At 60.3% G+C, this 17922-nt stretch carries 16 protein-coding genes; 8 read left to right on the top strand and 8 right to left on the bottom strand.

What is annotated here, in order from left to right:
* Positions 1 to 8: 8 nt before the first annotated feature.
* The gene (locus GA0061105_RS06230; RefSeq protein WP_064694669.1) at positions 9 to 1952 is read right to left on the bottom strand and encodes a PrkA family serine protein kinase; all 1944 of its coding nucleotides are present in this window, start codon (positions 1950 to 1952) and stop codon (positions 9 to 11) included.
* A 398-nt stretch (positions 1953 to 2350) separates the two neighbouring features.
* On the bottom strand, positions 2351 to 2827 hold the full coding sequence (locus GA0061105_RS06225) for a VOC family protein (protein WP_092748772.1): 477 nt from the start codon (positions 2825 to 2827) through the stop codon (positions 2351 to 2353).
* Positions 2828 to 3063: 236 nt separating this feature from the next.
* On the opposite strand from GA0061105_RS06225, the gene GA0061105_RS06220 reads away from it, so the two are divergent.
* On the top strand, positions 3064 to 5541 hold the full coding sequence (locus GA0061105_RS06220) for an ATP-dependent helicase (RefSeq protein ID WP_092748770.1): 2478 nt from the start codon (positions 3064 to 3066) through the stop codon (positions 5539 to 5541).
* A 28-nt stretch (positions 5542 to 5569) separates the two neighbouring features.
* Here GA0061105_RS06220 and GA0061105_RS06215 read toward each other — a convergent pair whose 3' ends face one another.
* Positions 5570 to 5914: a hypothetical protein gene (locus tag GA0061105_RS06215; RefSeq protein ID WP_064694672.1), complete on the bottom strand. Its 345-nt coding sequence runs from the start codon at positions 5912 to 5914 to the stop codon at positions 5570 to 5572.
* A 365-nt stretch (positions 5915 to 6279) separates the two neighbouring features.
* Between GA0061105_RS06215 and pncA the strand changes: the two genes are divergently transcribed.
* Positions 6280 to 6906, top strand: a complete 627-nt coding sequence (gene pncA, locus GA0061105_RS06210) for a bifunctional nicotinamidase/pyrazinamidase (RefSeq protein ID WP_064694798.1) — start codon at positions 6280 to 6282, stop codon at positions 6904 to 6906.
* 15 nt (positions 6907 to 6921) lie between these two features.
* Here pncA and GA0061105_RS06205 read toward each other — a convergent pair whose 3' ends face one another.
* The gene (locus tag GA0061105_RS06205; RefSeq protein ID WP_092749065.1) at positions 6922 to 8514 is read right to left on the bottom strand and encodes a hypothetical protein; all 1593 of its coding nucleotides are present in this window, start codon (positions 8512 to 8514) and stop codon (positions 6922 to 6924) included.
* A gap of 216 nt (positions 8515 to 8730) precedes the next feature.
* Here GA0061105_RS06205 and GA0061105_RS06200 point away from each other — a divergent pair, with 216 nt between their 5' ends.
* Positions 8731 to 9396: a dihydrofolate reductase family protein gene (locus GA0061105_RS06200; RefSeq protein ID WP_092748768.1), complete on the top strand. Its 666-nt coding sequence runs from the start codon at positions 8731 to 8733 to the stop codon at positions 9394 to 9396.
* A gap of 15 nt (positions 9397 to 9411) precedes the next feature.
* On the opposite strand, the gene GA0061105_RS06195 is transcribed toward GA0061105_RS06200, so the two are convergent.
* The gene (locus tag GA0061105_RS06195; protein ID WP_092748766.1) at positions 9412 to 9675 is read right to left on the bottom strand and encodes a DUF2164 domain-containing protein; all 264 of its coding nucleotides are present in this window, start codon (positions 9673 to 9675) and stop codon (positions 9412 to 9414) included.
* A gap of 132 nt (positions 9676 to 9807) precedes the next feature.
* Between GA0061105_RS06195 and GA0061105_RS06190 the strand changes: the two genes are divergently transcribed.
* Both GA0061105_RS06190 and GA0061105_RS06185 read left to right on the top strand, forming a co-directional pair.
* The gene (locus GA0061105_RS06190; RefSeq protein WP_064694675.1) at positions 9808 to 10536 is read left to right on the top strand and encodes an AzlC family ABC transporter permease; all 729 of its coding nucleotides are present in this window, start codon (positions 9808 to 9810) and stop codon (positions 10534 to 10536) included.
* A 3-nt stretch (positions 10537 to 10539) separates the two neighbouring features.
* Positions 10540 to 10842 (top strand): AzlD family protein, encoded by a 303-nt coding sequence (locus GA0061105_RS06185; protein ID WP_092748764.1) that lies wholly within the window; start codon positions 10540 to 10542, stop codon positions 10840 to 10842.
* Between the two features lie 29 nt (positions 10843 to 10871).
* Here the strand turns inward: GA0061105_RS06185 and GA0061105_RS06180 are convergent, their stop codons facing one another.
* Entirely contained in the window at positions 10872 to 12707 is a 1836-nt protein-coding gene (locus GA0061105_RS06180) for an aminopeptidase P family protein (RefSeq protein WP_092749063.1), read from the bottom strand.
* Positions 12708 to 12985: 278 nt separating this feature from the next.
* Here GA0061105_RS06180 and GA0061105_RS32795 point away from each other — a divergent pair, with 278 nt between their 5' ends.
* Positions 12986 to 13159, top strand: a complete 174-nt coding sequence (locus GA0061105_RS32795) for a hypothetical protein (RefSeq protein WP_004668779.1) — start codon at positions 12986 to 12988, stop codon at positions 13157 to 13159.
* A gap of 329 nt (positions 13160 to 13488) precedes the next feature.
* Here GA0061105_RS32795 and GA0061105_RS06175 read toward each other — a convergent pair whose 3' ends face one another.
* Together GA0061105_RS06175 and GA0061105_RS06170 are read right to left on the bottom strand one after the other, a co-directional pair.
* On the bottom strand, positions 13489 to 14367 hold the full coding sequence (locus GA0061105_RS06175) for a 50S ribosomal protein L11 methyltransferase (RefSeq protein WP_092748762.1): 879 nt from the start codon (positions 14365 to 14367) through the stop codon (positions 13489 to 13491).
* Positions 14368 to 14434: 67 nt separating this feature from the next.
* Complete coding sequence (locus tag GA0061105_RS06170; protein WP_064694678.1) at positions 14435 to 15037, bottom strand: SCO family protein; 603 nt, start codon at positions 15035 to 15037, stop codon at positions 14435 to 14437.
* A 383-nt stretch (positions 15038 to 15420) separates the two neighbouring features.
* On the opposite strand from GA0061105_RS06170, the gene GA0061105_RS06165 reads away from it, so the two are divergent.
* Together GA0061105_RS06165 and GA0061105_RS06160 are read left to right on the top strand one after the other, a co-directional pair.
* A complete protein-coding gene (locus GA0061105_RS06165; protein ID WP_092748760.1) occupies positions 15421 to 17385 on the top strand; it encodes a methyl-accepting chemotaxis protein in 1965 nt (654 codons plus the stop codon).
* A 2-nt stretch (positions 17386 to 17387) separates the two neighbouring features.
* Positions 17388 to 17855, top strand: coding sequence for a chemotaxis protein CheW (locus tag GA0061105_RS06160; RefSeq protein ID WP_004668786.1), 468 nt, complete (start codon positions 17388 to 17390; stop codon positions 17853 to 17855).
* Positions 17856 to 17922 lie beyond the last annotated feature (67 nt).

Raw genomic sequence — 17922 nt, 5'->3', positions numbered from 1 at the left:
GCTCCGCATTAACTTGCCTGTTTGACGCGCATGTACCATTCGACAAGGCGCCGAACCTGCCGCTCCGTGTAACCTCGCGCGGCCATGCGCGAGACGAATTCGCTATGCTTCTTTTCTGTTTCCGAATCCTTCTTCGACCCGAAGGAAATGACCGGCAAGAGATCCTCGACTTGCGAAAACATACGCTTCTCGATGACTTCCCGGATTTTCTCGTAGCTCGTCCATGATGGATTTTTTCCGCCGTTGGCTGCCCGCGATCTCAGCGAGAACTTGACGATCTCGTTGCGGAAATCCTTCGGATTGGCGATTCCCGCCGGCTTTTCGATCTTCGTCAGCTCCTGGTTGAGGAGCTCGCGGTCGAGAAGCTGGCCAGTATCGGGATCCTTGAAGTCCACGTCTTCGATCCAGGCATCGGCATAGTCTACGTATCGGTCGAACAAATTCTGTCCGTAGTCCGCATAGGATTCAAGATAGGCCTTCTGAATCTCGTTGCCAATGAACTCTGCATAGCGTGGCGCAAGATCGGCCTTGATGAATTCCAGATAACGCTTCTCGACATCGTCGGAAAATTGCTCGCGACGGATCGCCTGTTCCAGCACATACATCAGATGGACGGGATCGGCGCCGATATCCGTGGTGTCGTGATTGAAGGTGGAGGCGAGCACCTTGAAGGCGAAGCGGGTCGATATCCCGTCCATTCCTTCGTCGATGCCGGCCGCATCCCGGTATTCCTGGACGCTGCGGGCGCGCGGATCGCTTTCCTTCAGGCTCTCACCGTCATAGGTGCGCATCTTAGAGAAGAACGTCGAATTCTCATGCTTGCGCAGCCGCGAAAGAACCGAGAAACGCGCCAGCATTTCGAGCGTTGCCGGGGCGCATGGTGCATCCGCCAGTTCCGATCCCTCGATCAGCTTCTCGTAGATCTTCTGTTCTTCCGTCACCCTCAAGCAATAGGGCACTTTGATGACGCAAATACGGTCGATGAAGGCCTCATTGTTCTTGTTGGCCTTGAAGGTCTGCCATTCCGCCTCGTTCGAATGCGCAAGGACGATGCCGGAGAAGGGTATGGCGCCGATATTCTCGGAGCCGATATAATTGCCCTCCTGCGTCGCCGTCAGCAGCGGATGCAGCATCTTGATCGGCGCCTTGAACATCTCGACGAATTCGAGGATGCCCTGATTGGCTCGGTTGAGCCCGCCCGAATAGCTGTAGGCGTCGGGATCGTTCTGGGAGTAAGTTTCCAGCTTGCGGATATCCACCTTGCCGACCAGCGAGGAGATATCCTGATTGTTCTCATCTCCAGGCTCGGTCTTGGCAATTGCGATCTGGCGCAATCGCGAAGGTTGTATCCTGACGACGCGGAAACGGGAAATATCGCCGCCGAAATCGTCGAGCCGCTTCAGGCACCATGGGCTCATCAACCCGTTCAGCCGCCGCAGCGGGATCCCGTACTGCTCCTGCAGCAGCGAGCCCATCGTCTCCGGGTCGAAGAGGTTGAGCGGGCTTTCGAACACGGGGCTGATCTCGTCACCCGCCTTCAGCACGTAGATCGGATGAACCTCCATCAGCAGCTTCAGCCGCTCGGCCAGCGACGATTTGCCGCCGCCGACCGGGCCGAGCAGATAAAGGATCTGCTTGCGCTCCTCGAGCCCCTGCGCGGCATGCCGGAAGAAGGAGACGATGCGTTCGATCGTTTCTTCCATGCCGTGAAAACCGGCAAACGCCGGATAGACCCGGATGGTCCTGTTCATGAAGATCCTGCCGAGGCGCGCGTCCCTGGCAGTGTCCACCATCTCCGGCTCGCCTATTGCCGCGAGCAGGCGTTCGGTCGCGTTGGCATATGCGATCGGATCCGTTTTGCAGAGATCGAGATATTCGGAAACCGACATGTCGGTTTCGCGGCGCGCTTCATAACTGCGTGTGAACGCATCGAATACGGATTCACTCAGCATGGGACCTCCATTAAGGTTATGCCGTAGGCTCTAAGCCGTATAACCATCGAGATGGCCACGGCGTTCCTAAGAATCAATAGTTTCGTAGGTATATTCGACGCTCACCGGCAGTTTGTAGCAATGCACAAAATTGTGCATGCACCGGTAATTTTTTTACTCTACGAAACTGTTTCTCATTTTAGTTGAGAAAAGGCGCATTGCGCTATCAGCACATTTAGCGACGTGACATGAATGTCAAAAAGGTGTGCAATAGCGCCCGTGATTCGAGCTGGGAAAATCGGCGATTGCCGGGCGGAGCGGCAATCGGCTGCTGACGGCGGGCCGTCAGCTCGCTCCAGCAGGATGGAAACCGACGAAGCGTAACCATTCCCGCCCCCTGATCATGTGCCGCCCGGCACTTAGCTGTTGAACGCCTTTTCCAGCGCAGCCACATCGATCTTGACCATGCCGAGCATGACCTCGGTGACGCGCTTTGCCCGCTCGCGATCGTCGTCGGCGACCATCTCGGAGAGAACGCGCGGCACGATCTGCCAGGAAAGACCCCAGCGATCTTTCAGCCAACCGCACGCCTCCGCTGTGCCGCCATTGGCGAGGAAAGCATTCCATATCCGGTCGATCTCCGCCTGACTTTCCAGGAGGATTGCGATCGAAAAGGAATGGTTGAAGCTGTCGAGCGGACCGGCCTTCATTGCCAGGAAGGCCTGGTCGCCAAGCGTGAACTCGATCAGCTCGACGCTGCCGGGTGGCCCGCTCGGCGTTTCCGCCGGAAGTATGGTGGTGCGTCCTATCCTGGAATCCGGAATGATCGACACGTAGAATTCAACGGCCTCACGCGCTTGCTCCGCGAACCAGAGATTTGAAATGACCTTCGGCATTGACAGCCTCCTTGTTGGCGAGAATCCCGGACTCTTGTCCGATGCTTCAAGGACGTGTGCTCGGCGCCGGTTCCGACAGGCTACCGTCAGAATTTTTCGCCCGCTCACCCGCACGACAATTGCAGCCGCACGACGGCGGCCTTGCCGCACGCATCCCTTTGCAATAGGGGTGGTTCGGGAATGAAAGCAGAACATCTTTTCTGGTCTTTCCTTCCCGAATCACTACATTACGCGCCATGAGCAATGGTTTCGACGATATTCCCTTCTTCGACGAAGAGCCGGGCGAAGTGGCGCGCAAGCCGCAGCCGTCCGTCGCAGCTGCCGGAAGGCCCGCCGGCGGCGGCGGCATCGCCGCCCGCGCGATGGCGGCGCGCGACGGCGGCAAGCGGCCGGATTATCTTGCCGGCCTCAATCCCGAGCAGACGGAAGCAGTCGAAACACTTGAAGGCCCGGTCCTGGTGCTCGCCGGCGCCGGCACCGGAAAGACACGCGTGCTGACGACACGCATCGCCCACATCCTCAATACCGGTCGCGCCTTCCCTTCGCAGATCCTCGCCGTCACCTTTACCAACAAGGCCGCGCGCGAGATGAAGGAGCGCATCGCCCTGCTCGTCGGCGGCGCCGTCGAAGGCATGCCGTGGCTCGGCACCTTCCATTCGATCGGCGTCAAACTGCTGCGCCGCCATGCCGAGCTGGTCGGCCTCAGTTCCGATTTCACCATCCTCGATACCGATGACGTCGTCCGCCTGATCAAGCAGTTGATCCAGGCCGTCGGTCTCGATGACAAGCGCTGGCCGGCAAAGCAGTTCGCCGGCATGATCGATACCTGGAAGAACAAGGGCCTCGGCCCGGCCGATATTCCCGAAGGCGACGCCCGCGCCTTCGCCAATGGCCGCGGCCGCGATCTCTATTTCGCCTATCAGGCGCGCTTGTCGACCCTCAATGCCTGCGATTTCGGCGATCTGCTGATGCATCCGATCGCGATCTTCCGCAAGAACCCGGATCTCCTCAAGGAATATCACGGCCGCTTCCGTTATATCCTCGTCGACGAATATCAGGATACCAACACCGCCCAATATATGTGGCTGCGGCTGCTGGCCCAGCGCAACAGGGGCGAGCCGCAGAATGTCTGCTGCGTCGGCGACGACGACCAGTCGATCTATGGCTGGCGCGGCGCCGAGGTCGACAATATCCTTCGCTTCGAGAAGGATTTCCCCGGCGCCAAGGTCATCAAGCTCGAGCGCAACTACCGCTCGACCGAACATATTCTCGGCGCCGCCGCCCATCTGATCGCCCATAATGAGGGCCGTTTGGGCAAGACGCTATTCACCGATCGCACCGACCCGGATGACGTCAAGGTGCAGGTCCACGCCTCCTGGGACTCGGAGGAGGAAGCCCGCGCCATCGGCGAGGAGATCGAGCAGCTCCAGCGCAGCAAGCATCTGCTGAACGACATGGCGATCCTGGTGCGCGCCTCCTTCCAGATGCGTGAGTTCGAAGACCGCTTCGTCACCCTTGGCCTCAATTACCGCGTCATCGGCGGCCCGCGCTTCTATGAACGCCTGGAAATTCGTGACGCCATGGCCTATTTCCGGCTGGTGGCGCAGCCGGCCGACGACCTCGCCTTCGAGCGCATCATCAACACGCCGAAGCGCGGCCTCGGCGACACGACGGTGCGCGCGCTGCACGATTATGCGCGTGCCCGCGACATCCCGATGCTGGCGGCCGCCGCCGACATCATCGAGACGGACGAGCTGAAGCCGAAGGCGCGCAAGGCCCTCTTCGACGTGATTCAATCTTTCCGCCGATGGCAGGAACTGCTTGAAAACACACCCCATACCGAACTTGCCGAGCAGATCCTCGAAGAGTCCGGCTATACCGACATGTGGAAGAACGACAAGAGCGCCGAAGCGCCCGGCCGCCTCGAAAACTTGAAGGAACTCATCCGCTCGATGGAAAGCTTCGAGTCGATGCGCGGCTTCCTCGAGCACGTCTCGCTTGTCATGGACGCCGAGACAAACGAGAACCTCGACGCCGTCTCGATCATGACGCTGCACTCGGCCAAGGGCCTGGAATTCGATACCGTCTTCCTGCCCGGCTGGGAGGAAGGCCTGTTCCCGCACCAGCGCTCGCTCGATGAGAGCGGCCGCGCCGGCTTGGAGGAGGAACGCCGCCTCGCCTATGTCGGCATCACCCGCGCCAAGCGCCGCTGTCATATCTGGTTCGTTTCCAACCGCCGCATCCACGGCCTCTGGCAGTCGACCCTGCCCTCGCGCTTTCTCGACGAACTGCCGGAAAGCCATGTCGAGGTCGCAGAGATGGAGCAGAGCTACGGCGGTTACGGCCGCGGCGGCTACGGCCAGTCTCGCTTCGACAAGGCCGAACCCTTCGCCAACTCCTATTCCACCCCGGGCTGGAAACGCGCCCAAGCCAACAAGACCGAAGCCACCCGCGACAATTGGGGCACCCGCTCCGGCCATGCCGTCGAACGTATCGGCTATGGCGAAAGCGGCCCGAAGGGGCGCACTATTGACGGCGAGCTGGTGGCGAAATCGACTTCCTCCGAGCCCTCGCGCTTCACCCTCGGCGACCGCGTCTTCCACCTGAAATTCGGCAATGGCAACATCACCGGCATCGAAGGCAACAAGCTGACGATCGACTTCGATCGTGCCGGCCAGAAACGGGTGCTGGACGGCTTCGTCGAGCGTGTGTGATCTTGCGGCCATATGGCGCGGGGAAGCCTCACCCGAACATCCGCATACTGCTGAGCCCGAGAATATCGTTCAGCAGGGCGATCCCCATTCCGAAGGCGACGATCGACAGCCCGATCAGGAACAGTCGCCGAGCCCGGTCATATCTGGCGGCGAGCAGCGAGTCACGCGCCAGCAGATCGGCAAACACCTTCACCTGAATGGCGATACCGACAGTCAGAAACGACATCGGCAACAGATCGACAAGGCTCCAGTCGTTCGGGTTGGACACCCAGAGACTGATGAAATTCAGCGAGAAACCGAGAATGATCCCGGTCGCGGTCAGCGACCCGTTGCGGAACGTCGCATCGATCTTTTCATCTTGAGGCTCGGACATGGCTTCGGTTCCGGCTTGAGTGTCGGGCAAGAAAGGCAGAAATTGCGGGCGTGAGCAAGATCGAGCTGGCATCACCGCCGGAGAGGCGCCGCAACGGCTGAACCGCAACCGAGCGGGCCACGAAAAAGAGCCTCTGTCGGCGAGCCTCGATCCGCAAAACGCAAAAGCACCCTTCTCATTCCCGCCGCTTGCGGAGGAAAGCCTCCGCTCTCTATCGCCATGATTGTATTAGCGAATACTTTTTTGAGCTACTGCTACCGCTGGTGCCAGAATTAACACTTGCGCGCCCGCGCCGGGAAATCCACTAGTGATGTATTCGGTGCATTCGGCATTTGCATTGCAAGAACACGAAGGGATTGGGCTTGATGAAAGCGCTGCTGCTCGTCGATATCCAGAACGGCTTCTGTCCGGGCGGCAATCTGCCGGTACCGGACGGCGACAAGGTGGTTCCCGTTGCAAACAGGCTGATCGACAGCGGCAGATATGACCTGATCGTCGCCTCCCAGGACTGGCATCCGCCCGGCCATGGCAGCTTCGCATCCGCCCATCCGGGGACCGTCCCTTTCGAGATGGGAGAACTGTCCGGCAAGCCGCAAATGATGTGGCCCGACCACTGCATCCAGGGCACGTTCGATGCCGAACTGCATCCCGCGCTCAAATCGGAAGAGATCGACCTGATCCAGCAGAAGGGCGAGGATCCCAGGATCGACAGCTATTCGGCGTTCCGGGACAATGACCGGGATGCCTCGACCGGTCTCTCCGATTTTCTCCAGGATCAGGGTGTCACCGATCTCGACGTTTGCGGGCTGGCGACTGATTACTGTGTGAAATTCTCGGCGCTCGACGCGCTCGAGATGATGCCTGGTGTGCGCGTGCGCTTCATCGAGGACGCCAGCCGCGGCATCACCTCCGAAGGTGTTGCCGCCGCCATCGACGAGATGCGGGCGCATGGCATCGCAGTGATCAAAAGCGCGGATGCCTTGCGCGAATGAGCTTGCGATCCCTGACTATTTCAACAGATAGGCATCGAATGTCTCATCGCTGCCGGCAACAGGGCCGAAGCGCTTGACGAGGGTCGTCTCGCTACGGAAGGCGGAAATGTCCTTTGGCGTCAAAGACAGCAGCCAATTGTAACTTTCATGCAATGAGACGGGCGCGGCAATTCGGTCAAGCCGCTGCGAAAGAAGAATGACGATCGGGGCATGCTCGCTCCGCTGCAATTGCCGCGCCGTCTGGAGGATCTCGGCAAGACTCAGCGAAAGCCGGGCGCTGCGGGTATACCGCACGATGGCGCCGAACCGCTCCTCTCGCAGAAGATAGGTGCGATTGGAAACGTAATAGGGCAAGGGTTCCACGAGGTAGTCGGGATCCGCCACGATGATCGCATCCTTGAGATCAGGGCGAGACTGAATGAACGAGCCGAAATCCCGAGCCCGGCTCAGCGGTACGTCGGTGAAGAGGAACTGATAGGCCTTTTCGATCCCGGAGGCGACCTGCAGAGCCAGCAATATCATGAAGCACAGACGTCCGATCCTCACGCCGGCGCCGGCAGCCTCGGTGCCGCCGGCATCGGCGGAGCCCGGCCGGGGCGGCGTGGTCAATGCGGTGATCGCGATCATGAAGACCAGCCACAGCGCCTGATGTCTGTAGCTACCTGGATAGACGAGCGTAAAAAGCAGCGAAAGCCCCAGCAGAACCAGGGCCGCTGCGAACATTGCCGGGCGCCGGTTCGCCAACCCCAACAGACTACCATAGATCAGCACCGCCATCAGCGCAGCGAAGATCCGGGCGAGCAATGGCTCAGCCACGGCCAGTTCAAGGATCCGGTCAGGGTAGAACGCCATGAAATAGGAACTGGTCGCGGTTAAGGCGGAAAGCAAAAGCACAACGAAATTCTTGCCCGCGAGATCGTTCTGCCCCGCATCATTGAAGGTCGGGTAAACGGTCAGGAAGCACAGAACAACACCGGCCGCGGCAATGGCGGCTGCCGTCGCAAAGGCCCGAAATGCCGACAGGGGAGGTCTTGGGCGCGCGAGAACCAGATCGAAAAACCAGTAGGCGAGAAAGCCGCCGACGAGGACGACCGAGTGGACATTGGTATTTGCCAGCAAGGCAAATAGCAGGCCGATCAATATCCCGTTGCGTAGTCCCCTCTTCCAGCTCAGAACGATAAGGAAGACCACCAGCATGCTGATGCCGTAATTTCGCGACATCGCGGCGTAATCGAAAATCGAAAAGCTGCTGAACAACGACAGGAGCATGATCGACAGCGGCAGTTTCAGCCAGAAAACAAGGAGGTACGCCGAAACCGTAGCAACCGTCAGTGCGACGATCTTCAGGACGACGGGTGAGCCGACCACGCCATGAGCGGCGCGCAGCAGGATATACCAGAGAGCAGGATGACCTTCGCCATGCATCTGCCGAAGCATATCGATCAAACTTTCGCCCTGAAGAGCGAGCGACAAGGCGCGAACCTCATCGCGCCACACCGCTTGCGACCAGCATAGCGCGGATGCCAGCACCAACCACAGCAGAAAGATCGACACTTTGCCGAGCATGGTTGATCGACGTTCATGGATATCAGAGACAATCACAGCCAATTGACGCAGCCCGGTGACGGAAAATGTGGCGACGATACGGGCGCCCCGATAATTTGGTGTTAAAAAACATTCGCCCCGATTGAGCTTTGCGCCGCTTCTCCGCGTCTCGAGCGCTGGCGGCGGCGTCAGCGATGGCACAAAAAGTTCCCAGGCATGTCGGCTGGCCCCAGCTTGATCCGTCCTTGGCTCTGAACACAACAACCATGGGAGATGAGAATGAGAAAGCTTGTGACCGCAGCCTTCGTAAGCCTGGACGGCGTCATGCAGGCGCCGGGCGCGCCGCAGGAGGATCCGACCGGCGGCTTCAGCCTTGGTGGCTGGACCGTCAATTACTGGGATGAGCCGATGGGCCAGTTCATGGGCGGGATCTTCAGCAGTCCATTCGCATTGCTGCTTGGCCGCAAGACCTATGAGATCTTCGCAGCGCACTGGCCCTTCGTCGGTCAGGACGACCCGATCGGAAAGGTCTTCAATGCCGCGACCAAATATGTCGCGACCACCTCCACGCAGCCGCTCGCCTGGGAAAATTCCATCGCGATTCGCGGCGACGCTGCGGCCGAAATCGCCCGGTTGAAGCAGGAGGATGGCCCGGATCTTCTAACACAGGGCAGTAGTGGCCTGCTGCAGACCTTGCTGGCGCACGACCTGATCGACGAACTCCGGCTTCTGACCTTCCCGCTTGTTCTCGGCCCCGGCAAGCGCCTGTTCGCCGATGGCGCCAAGCCGCAGGCGCTGAAGCTGACAACAAGCGCAGTGTCCACGACCGGAGTTATCATGAGCGTCTACGAGCGTGCGGGCGAGGTCAAAACCGGCAGCTTTGCGATGCAGGAACCTTCACAAGCCGAAATCGCCCGCCGGGAGCGAATGAAGCGCGAGGGCTGAAACGCCGCTGCCTGTTTACTGTCCAACGGTCTTGCTCTTCTCGTCACGCTCCATGAGATAGATGTCCTCCGCCAGGTCCTCCATCTTTCGGAGAAGGGCTGCGTGTGCATCGCGAAGGCCTTGGTTGTAATAATGGGCGCCGATCTCCTCGGCGAAGAAGTCGAGCAGGAACTCGGCCGGCAGCGCGCCGATAGGCTGGTCGAGCTCCGTCTCGAAATAGCCGCGAATACTGGAAACGATCGTCGCCTTCGCCTCTTTCGAAAATTCGATCTTCTTCATGGGAGTCCCTTTCGGCCGGTGCGGTCAGGGCTTTGATGGTTCAGCGAAATCGATTGGTCAATCAACGAAATTCAATTGCCGCAGCAAGCCATAGACCATAAGGAAAAGCTGAATTTCCAACAGGATACTCCCATGAATCGCGCTGACTTCATTGAAGGTTTGCGAGGCGGCTCCGCCGTTGCGCTGGCGTCGGCGCCCTTCGGTGCTCTCTTTGGGGCGCTTGCGGTCGAAAACGGCATGTCGCTTTCAGAAGCCGCCTTCATGAGCGCCACCGTCTATGCCGGCGCCAGCCAGATGGTCGGCATCGAACTCTTCGGCCACAATGTCCAAGCCTGGCTGATCGTGCTGTCGATCCTCGCCGTCAATTTCCGCCACGTGCTCTATTCGGCGGCTTTAGCCCGCTACATCGGCCATTTCACCCCACTGCAGAAGTTCTTCACCTTCTTCCTGCTCGTCGATCCGCAATTTGCCGAAGCGGTGAAGCGTGGCGAAGCCGGCAAGCCGCTCACCTTCGCATGGTATTTCGGCTTCGGCATCATCATCTACATCCCCTGGGTGCTGATCAGCATTGCCGGCGGCATGCTCGGCAGCTTCATCGGCGATCCGAAGGCGATCGGTCTCGATATCCTGCTGCCCGCCTATTTCCTCGGCATCGTCCTCGGTTTCCGCAAGCGCGATAATTTCCTGCCCGTGGCGCTTGTCAGCGCGGTCGCTTCCGTGCTGGCTTATCGCTATGTCGGCTCGCCCTGGCATGTAAGTCTCGGTGCGGCGGCCGGCATCGTGCTTGCCGCCCTGCTGCCGCCGCCGCAGGAGCCCGATCTCGAAGCCGACGCCCTTCAGTCCGAAGTGCACGAGGTTTGAGCCATGGAATTCGACCTTCACATGGCGTTGGTCATCCTCGCGGCGGCGGCTGCCACCTTCGCGACCCGCATCGGCGGCTATATTCTCATTACCCGTATGAAGAGCATCCCGCCGCGGATGGAGGCAGCACTGAACGCCGTACCGGCGGCCGTGCTGACGACGCTGGTCGCCCCTGCCTTCTTTATCGGCGGCTGGGAAACGAAGCTGGCGCTGATCGTCGCACTCGTCATCGGCCTGCGCATTTCCCATACATGGATGCTGGTTGGCGCCTGGACTGTCGTCATGGCATGGCGCTACTCGTTGTAGCCAGAAAGGCGGCCCTTCGCCGCTCTTTCCTAGTATTCGAGCGGCAGCGTCGCGTTTTCGAGCCATGCTCGAACGTCGTGATCATGGATGAGCGGCATTAGCGCCTCGCGCGTGCGGTGGTGATAGTCGTTGAACCAGTGCAGTTCGTCATGGGTCAGAAGCTCGGGGATGACGAGGCTGCGATCGATCGGGCAGAAGGTCAGTGTCTCAAAGCCGAGCATCGGCATGTCGCCGCCCTCGATCTCCTCGGCGCCGCGCACATAGATCAGATTCTCGATACGGATGCCGAAGCTGCCCGGCCGGTAATAACCGGGCTCATTCGAAAGGATCATGCCAGGCAGCAATTCCTGCGTCGAGAGACGGGAAATGCGCTGCGGCCCCTCATGCACCGAGAGATAGGAGCCGACTCCATGGCCAGTGCCGTGAGCAAAGTCGGCCCCAGCGCGCCAAAGCGCAATGCGCGCCAGCGGATCGAGATCGCAGCCGCGCGTACCTTTCGGGAAACGCGCCGTGCTGATCTGGATCATTCCCTTCAGTACCATTGTGAAGAAACGGCGATGCTCCTCTGAAACCGTGCCGATGCCGACGGTGCGGGTAATATCCGTCGTGCCGTTGATGTATTGCGCACCGGAATCGATCAGGAAGAGTTCGCCTGCCTCGATCATCCGGTTGGTCTCAGTCGTTACGCGATAATGCATGATCGCCGCATGTTCGCCGGCGCCCGAGATCGTATCGAAGGAAATATCCTTCAGCGGGTTCTGCATGCTCTGGCCGACACGGGCGCGCACGGCTTCCAGATGTTCGGCGGCGGCGATCTCGCTGACCGTGCCCGGCCTCTCCTGCGACAGCCAATAGAGGAATTCCACCACCGCTGCCCCGTCCTGCAGATGTGCAGCGGCCGAGCCGTTGATCTCGACATCGTTCTTTACCGCGCGCGGCAGCTTGGCGGGGTCGGTGCCCTCCACCACTTCGCCGCCAGCCCTTAGAATGATCTCCGCCAGCGCGTGCGAGGCGATATCGGCATCGATGAGTACGCGGCCGCCATCCCTGGAAACCGCCGCGAGCCTCTCTTCCAGCGCCGAAGGCGGCAGTTGCGCGCAGATCTGCCCGAGATAGGCCTCCGGCTCGATGCTTGTCTTGCGCTTATCGAGGAAGAGTTCGGCCCGCCCGTCGGCATGGATGATGGCGCGCGCCAGCGGATGCGGTGTGTGCGGCACGTCAGCACCGCGGATATTGAAGATCCAGGCAACCGAGGAGGGATCGGCGATCAGCACCGCCGCGAGGTTTTTCTTCGAAAGATCGGCGGCAATCGTCGCGATTTTATCGGTCGCCAGCACGCCGGCTTGGGCGACGTTCTGAATGCTGACCGCGCCGAGCGGCTCGGCCGGCCGGTCGTGCCAGAGCCGATCGAGCGGATTGTGCGGCAGGAAAACCAATGTCCCGCCGATCTGCGCCAGTGCCCTTTCCAGGCGCCGTACCTCCGCGCCCGCGTGCAGCCAGGGATCGATGCCAAGCCTCAGCCCCTTGGTTCCGTTTGCGGCAAGCCAGACATGCGGTGGCTCGTTGACGAGATCGCCGCCCGAGAACACCGAGCCGTCGACTTGTTCGGCGAGCTGCGTCACATAGCGTCCGTCGACGAAGACGATTGCCTGCGTCCGCAGGATCAGCGCGATGCCCGCCGAACCCGTGAAGCCCGTCAGCCATGCCAGGCGCTCGGAGCAGGCCGGAACATACTCGCCGTTGAATTCGTCTGCGCGCGGCACGAGGAAGGCATCGATGCCAAGCGAATCGAAACCGGCGCGCAACGCCGAAACCCTTTCCCTGCCGAACTGCGGCGTGGAGGTGACCTCGAAAGACTGGAACATGCTGGAAATCCGAATGGTTGAAACGAATCCGGTTAACGGGATGGCGGCCATGTTACCGAAATTTCAATCGATGGGGAGAAAAAGAGACGAAACGAGTCGAAACCGCTGCGGGCGCTCAACATTTTGACGGAACTGTGACGCGAAAAGTTAATTTGGCACGCTTTATGCATTAGTCGCATGGCTCCCATGAGCAAAACCCTCTGCCTCCGCATTTCAGAATAGCTATATAGACGCCATCGAACGGTTCGGATGAACCAGCAAACAAAGGATTTTTCGAAATGACCGCCTCTCTCTCGCGCTTCGCATACAGCAGCCCGGTGCAGGCTGGCGAACGCCAGACCGTGCGTCACGTGATCGGCGCCCGCCGCCCGCAGAATGAGGATAGCCTCAAGCTGCTCGGCGCCGGCCAGCGCGTCACGCGCCACCAGGGCGCCCCCAGCTACGCGTTCTAAGCTTGAAAGCCCGTCCGTCTCCTCCCTCCCGGACCGGCCCATTGGAATGCAGTAGAGCCCGCTCGAGCGCTCCTCCTCCTTCGAGCTCGCGGGTATTGGCCGGATAGACCGGTCCAAGGCGGTGCCACCGGCACCGCCTTTTTCTTTTGCCTTGGTGAGTGCTTTCTTGCCTCCGAGCATTCAAACGCGACTCGTTTTTTATGAGAAGCGCAAAGACGCGCGGTGACTGGATCCCTGTGACGAGCACAGGGATGAAGGAAAGGAGGAGGCGCCCTGCCTCAAGCAAGGCGTCCGATGCAGGGCACCCCCTCGCCTCTGCACCCAGAAGATCAAAGCCGATCCAGATGGATCGTCACCCAACCATTCCGCCAGATCGTCCTGACGTGACGAAGTCTGGCGCCGCTGTAAGCGGCAATCACCTTCCACCGTTGCGCGGCCAGAATCCCCGAAAGAACCACCGAACCACCCGGCGCAAGATGCGTCGCGAGCTTTGGCGCCATCCGGATCAGCGGCCGGGCGAGAATGTTGGCGATGATGAGATCGAAGGGACCATGTTCCGAGAATGCCGTCGAATGAAAACCCGGCGCCGTCCTGGTGGCGATGCCCGAGGCAATGCCGTTGCGGCGAACGTTTTCGGCCGCCACCCGCGTGGCGATAGGATCTATGTCGGTCGCGAGCACCGGGATGTTTTTGAGCTTGCGCACAGCGATCGCCAGTACGCCGCTGCCGGTGCCGAGATCGAGTGCGTTGGAGACCGGGCGCGAACGCATGACGGCGTCGATCACCTCCAGGCAGCCGGCCGTTGTGCCGTGATGACCAGTGCCGAAGGCCTGGCCGGCATCGATCTCGATCGCGATGTCACCGGGGCGGACTTTGTCGCGGTCATGCGATCCGTGCACCAGGAAGCGCCCAGCTCTGACGGGCTTCAGCCCTTCCAGCGATTTCGCCACCCAATCGACCTCGGGGATGACCTCCCGCAACAGCCGAGCATCGGGAAAGGCGGCCTTCAGTGCCGCTTCCACCCGGGAGCGGACATCCGCCTCCTCCTCGGCCATCATATAGACCGAGGCTTCCCAGATATCTTTCTTTTCATCGATTTCGGTCGTGCCGATAGCGAAGTCTTCTTCGCCGAAGACTTCGCTCAGAAGGTCGAGGATCGCTTCTGCCTCGATTTCGGTCGTTGACACGTAAAGGCGGATTTCACTCACGATAGGCGGTCTTTCCCGTTTTCCTGCCCGCCACCGGTCGAGCCAACGCCTAATGACGCTGAAGCCATCACCCCTTGTTGACGAGATTCTCCAGCTTCTTTACCGCCGTGTCCGGGTTTTCGCCATAGGCGATCGTTCCGGAAAACCGCCCGGCCGAATCGAGCAGGAAGACTGACGCTGTATGATCCATCGTATAGTCCCCGTTCGGATCCTTCTCGTCGACCGGTACTTTCTTGGCGTAGACGCGGAATCCCTTGATCACCTCGGCGATTTTATCGGGCGGGCCTGAGATGCCGGTGATGCGCTTGGAAACATTGGAGACGTACTCGTTCATGATCTCGGGCGTGTCGCGCTCCGGATCGACGGTCACGAAATAAGCCTGCAGCTTGTCACCCTTGGGATCGACCTTCTCCATCCAGCCGTTCAACTCGAACAGGGTCGTCGGGCAAACTTCCGGGCAATGCGTGAAGCCGAAGAACAGCGCCGTCGGCTTGCCGCGCAACGACTCTTCGGTGATCGGCTGACCACTCTGCGAAACCAGCGTGAAGGGCACGCCGAAGGGTGGTTCCGCCACGACGTCCTGGGGCTTCATGGGGTAGAATTTGGCCGCGCCGAGAACGCCGGCAAGTATCAGAACACCGACCCAGACGGCGATGCGGAATGTCTTCATTGGCGTGCTCCTCGATCCAGGCAGATATGGCCGCGCTGCCCGCGTGATTATAGTCACGGCGGAAGGGGCGCAATTCAAGAATATGTTTTTTGACCCGTGATTAATTGTTTCACGGGCAGAGACCGTTCGCTACGGAAAGCCCATCGAAGCGGAATTGGCGTCCACCAAAAAGCGGCAGAGTTTGAACCACTTGCCGTCAAATGGAACAGATAATTTCAACAGAAACATCATTAGGAAAGGCTTAAATCGTCATCTCTATATTTAGCATTGCGTACGGCGATTGAGCCGTTTTGACATGAAGTCTGCCGAGTGGCGAAAACCCCGGACGTCCGCATGAGGATAGGAAAAACATAAACCCGAGCGGTTTGTGAAGGGGTCATTTCATGACGAATTCAGCAGTGCGCAAGAGCCTGTCGGTCAGCCAGCGGCTCTGGACGCTCGGCGGCGCGGCCTTCGTCGGTTTCGGCACGATGCTCGGCATCGGCTGGTACGAAAATATGCGGGTCGACGCGGCCTTGCACCGCGCCACCGAGATCCAGGCAAGCGTCAATCATCTCGGCGATATGCGGCTTGCGAATCTGACAATGGTCTTGGCTGCGATGGACATCATTGTCGACAAGGATAGCAAGGTCGTCGAGCCTGCGCGCATCAAACTGATCGGCGATTCACTGACTGCTCTTTCCGGCGGCTCAAAGGAAATGCGCCTTCTTGCCGGAGAAATGCACGATGAGGCGCTGTTGAAGAACTACGACGCCGATGTCGCCGCAATCGGCAAGGCGATACAGGTCGATCTGATCGCGCTGGTTCAACAGGGAGCTCCCGATGCGGAATTCGACAAGATCGACGACGCGATCGACGGCGCCGGCAAGGATCTGACCGCAACGCTCGACAAACTCGCCGCTGACGGCAACGTCTTCGCCAAGGAGCATGTCGATCTCGCCAATGCCGTATCGCGGGAGGCCCTCATTCTGCAGGTCGGCCTCGGTGTCTTGGCGATCCTCACCATGGCCGTCCTGCAATATGTCCATGGCGGCTCGATCCGGCGCGGCATCGGCGCCGTGCGCCAGAGCATGCAGCGCATCATGAAAGGCGACCTGGCCAGCGAGGTTCCAGAAAAGAACCGCGGCGACGAGATCGGCGAAATGGCCCGCGCCGCCGACGGCTTCCGCCTCGCCGCCATCGAAAAGCGCGACCTTGAAGCCCGGACCCAGACCGACAGGCAACGCCGCGATGCTGAGCACCATGCCCGCGAAGCCGCCAAGCTTGCCGATGCAGAAGCCCTGAACGCCGCCGTCACCGCCCTCGGGGCCGGCCTCACCCGCCTGTCGGGCGGCGACGTGACCGTGACGATCGAGCAGCCGTTCCGCGAAGAGCTCGACCGCCTCCGCCTGGACTTCAACCAGACGACCGCGACGCTGCGCAAGGCAATGAGCGACATCGCCATCAACAGCAGTTCGATCGAGGCGAACAGCCGCCAGATGCGCGCCGCCGCCGACGATCTCGCCAAGCGCACCGAGCAGCAGGCCGCCTCCCTGGAAGAGACATCGGCCGCTCTCGACCAGATCACCGCCACCGTCCGCAACGCCACCGACCGCGCCGAGGAAGTCGGCCACATGGTCACCCATACCCGGCAGAATACCGCCAAGTCCGACATCGTCGTCGGCGATGCGATGGCCGCAATGCAGCGAATCGAAGGCGCTTCGCGCGAGATCGGCAAGATCATCAACGTCATCGACGAAATCGCCTTCCAGACGAACCTCCTGGCGCTCAACGCCGGCGTCGAGGCCGCACGCGCCGGCGAGGCCGGCAAAGGGTTTGCCGTCGTCGCCCAGGAAGTGCGCGAACTCGCCGGCCGTGCCGCTGGTGCCGCCAAGGATATTAAGGCGTTGATCGGAAAATCCGGAGACGAGGTGAAGACCGGCGGCGAGCTGGTGACGGCCGCCGGCGAGGCGTTGCGCCAGATCGGCGAAGATGTTCTTCGCATCGATGAGCACGTTAAATCAATCGTAACCTCTGCACGCGAACAATCAGTTGGATTGAACGAAATCAATACTTCGATCAGCCAGATGGATCAGGTCACCCAGAAGAACGCGGCCATGGTGGAAGAGACGAACGCTGCAAGCCATACGCTCGCTACCGACGCCGAAAACCTGACGCAGTTGGTCAAGCAGTTCAAAATCGGCGAGGGCATGAGCGCCCGGCAAACGCCGCGAGAGGCAACCGCCGCCTCGCATTCGAGACCTTCGCCCGCACGCAGCCTGATGGGCAAAGTCGCGGGCGCATTCAACGGCGGTTCCGCCGCCAAAGCCATCGCCGCTCCCGCCGGGGACAACTGGGAAGAATTCTGATCATGAACAACAACGCCATCAAGCAGTCGGGCGCCTACCTCGAAATCGTCTCGTTCCACCTGGGCGACCAGGAATTCTGCATCGACATCATGGCCATCCGCGAAATCCGCGGCTGGGCGCCGGTGACGCCGATGCCGCACACCCCGCCCTACGTTCTCGGCCTCATCAACCTGCGCGGCGCGGTCATTCCGGTCATCGACATGGCCTGCCGTCTCGGCATGAAGATGACCGAGCCCTCCGAGCGTTCGGCGATCATCGTCACCGACATCGCCGGCAAGCTGGTCGGCCTGCTGGTCGAGCAGGTTTCCGACATGATGACCATCAAGAGCGAAGACCTGCAGCCGCCGCCGGAAATCATCCCGGAAGCTCAGCGCGCCTTCTGCCGCGGCATCGTCGCGCTCGAGAAGACCATGGTCTGCTTCCTGAACCTCGACACTGTCATTGCCGACGAGCTGAATCAGGCGGCTTGATATTCTCTATACTGATATTGAAAGGCCCGGCTAGTCCGGGCCTTTTTCGTTTGATGTCGAGGGTACG

The sequence above is a fragment of the Rhizobium aethiopicum genome (genome assembly GCF_900094625.1).
Classification (GTDB): domain Bacteria; phylum Pseudomonadota; class Alphaproteobacteria; order Rhizobiales; family Rhizobiaceae; genus Rhizobium; species Rhizobium aethiopicum.
This window is presented reverse-complemented; position numbering and strand designations above follow the sequence as displayed.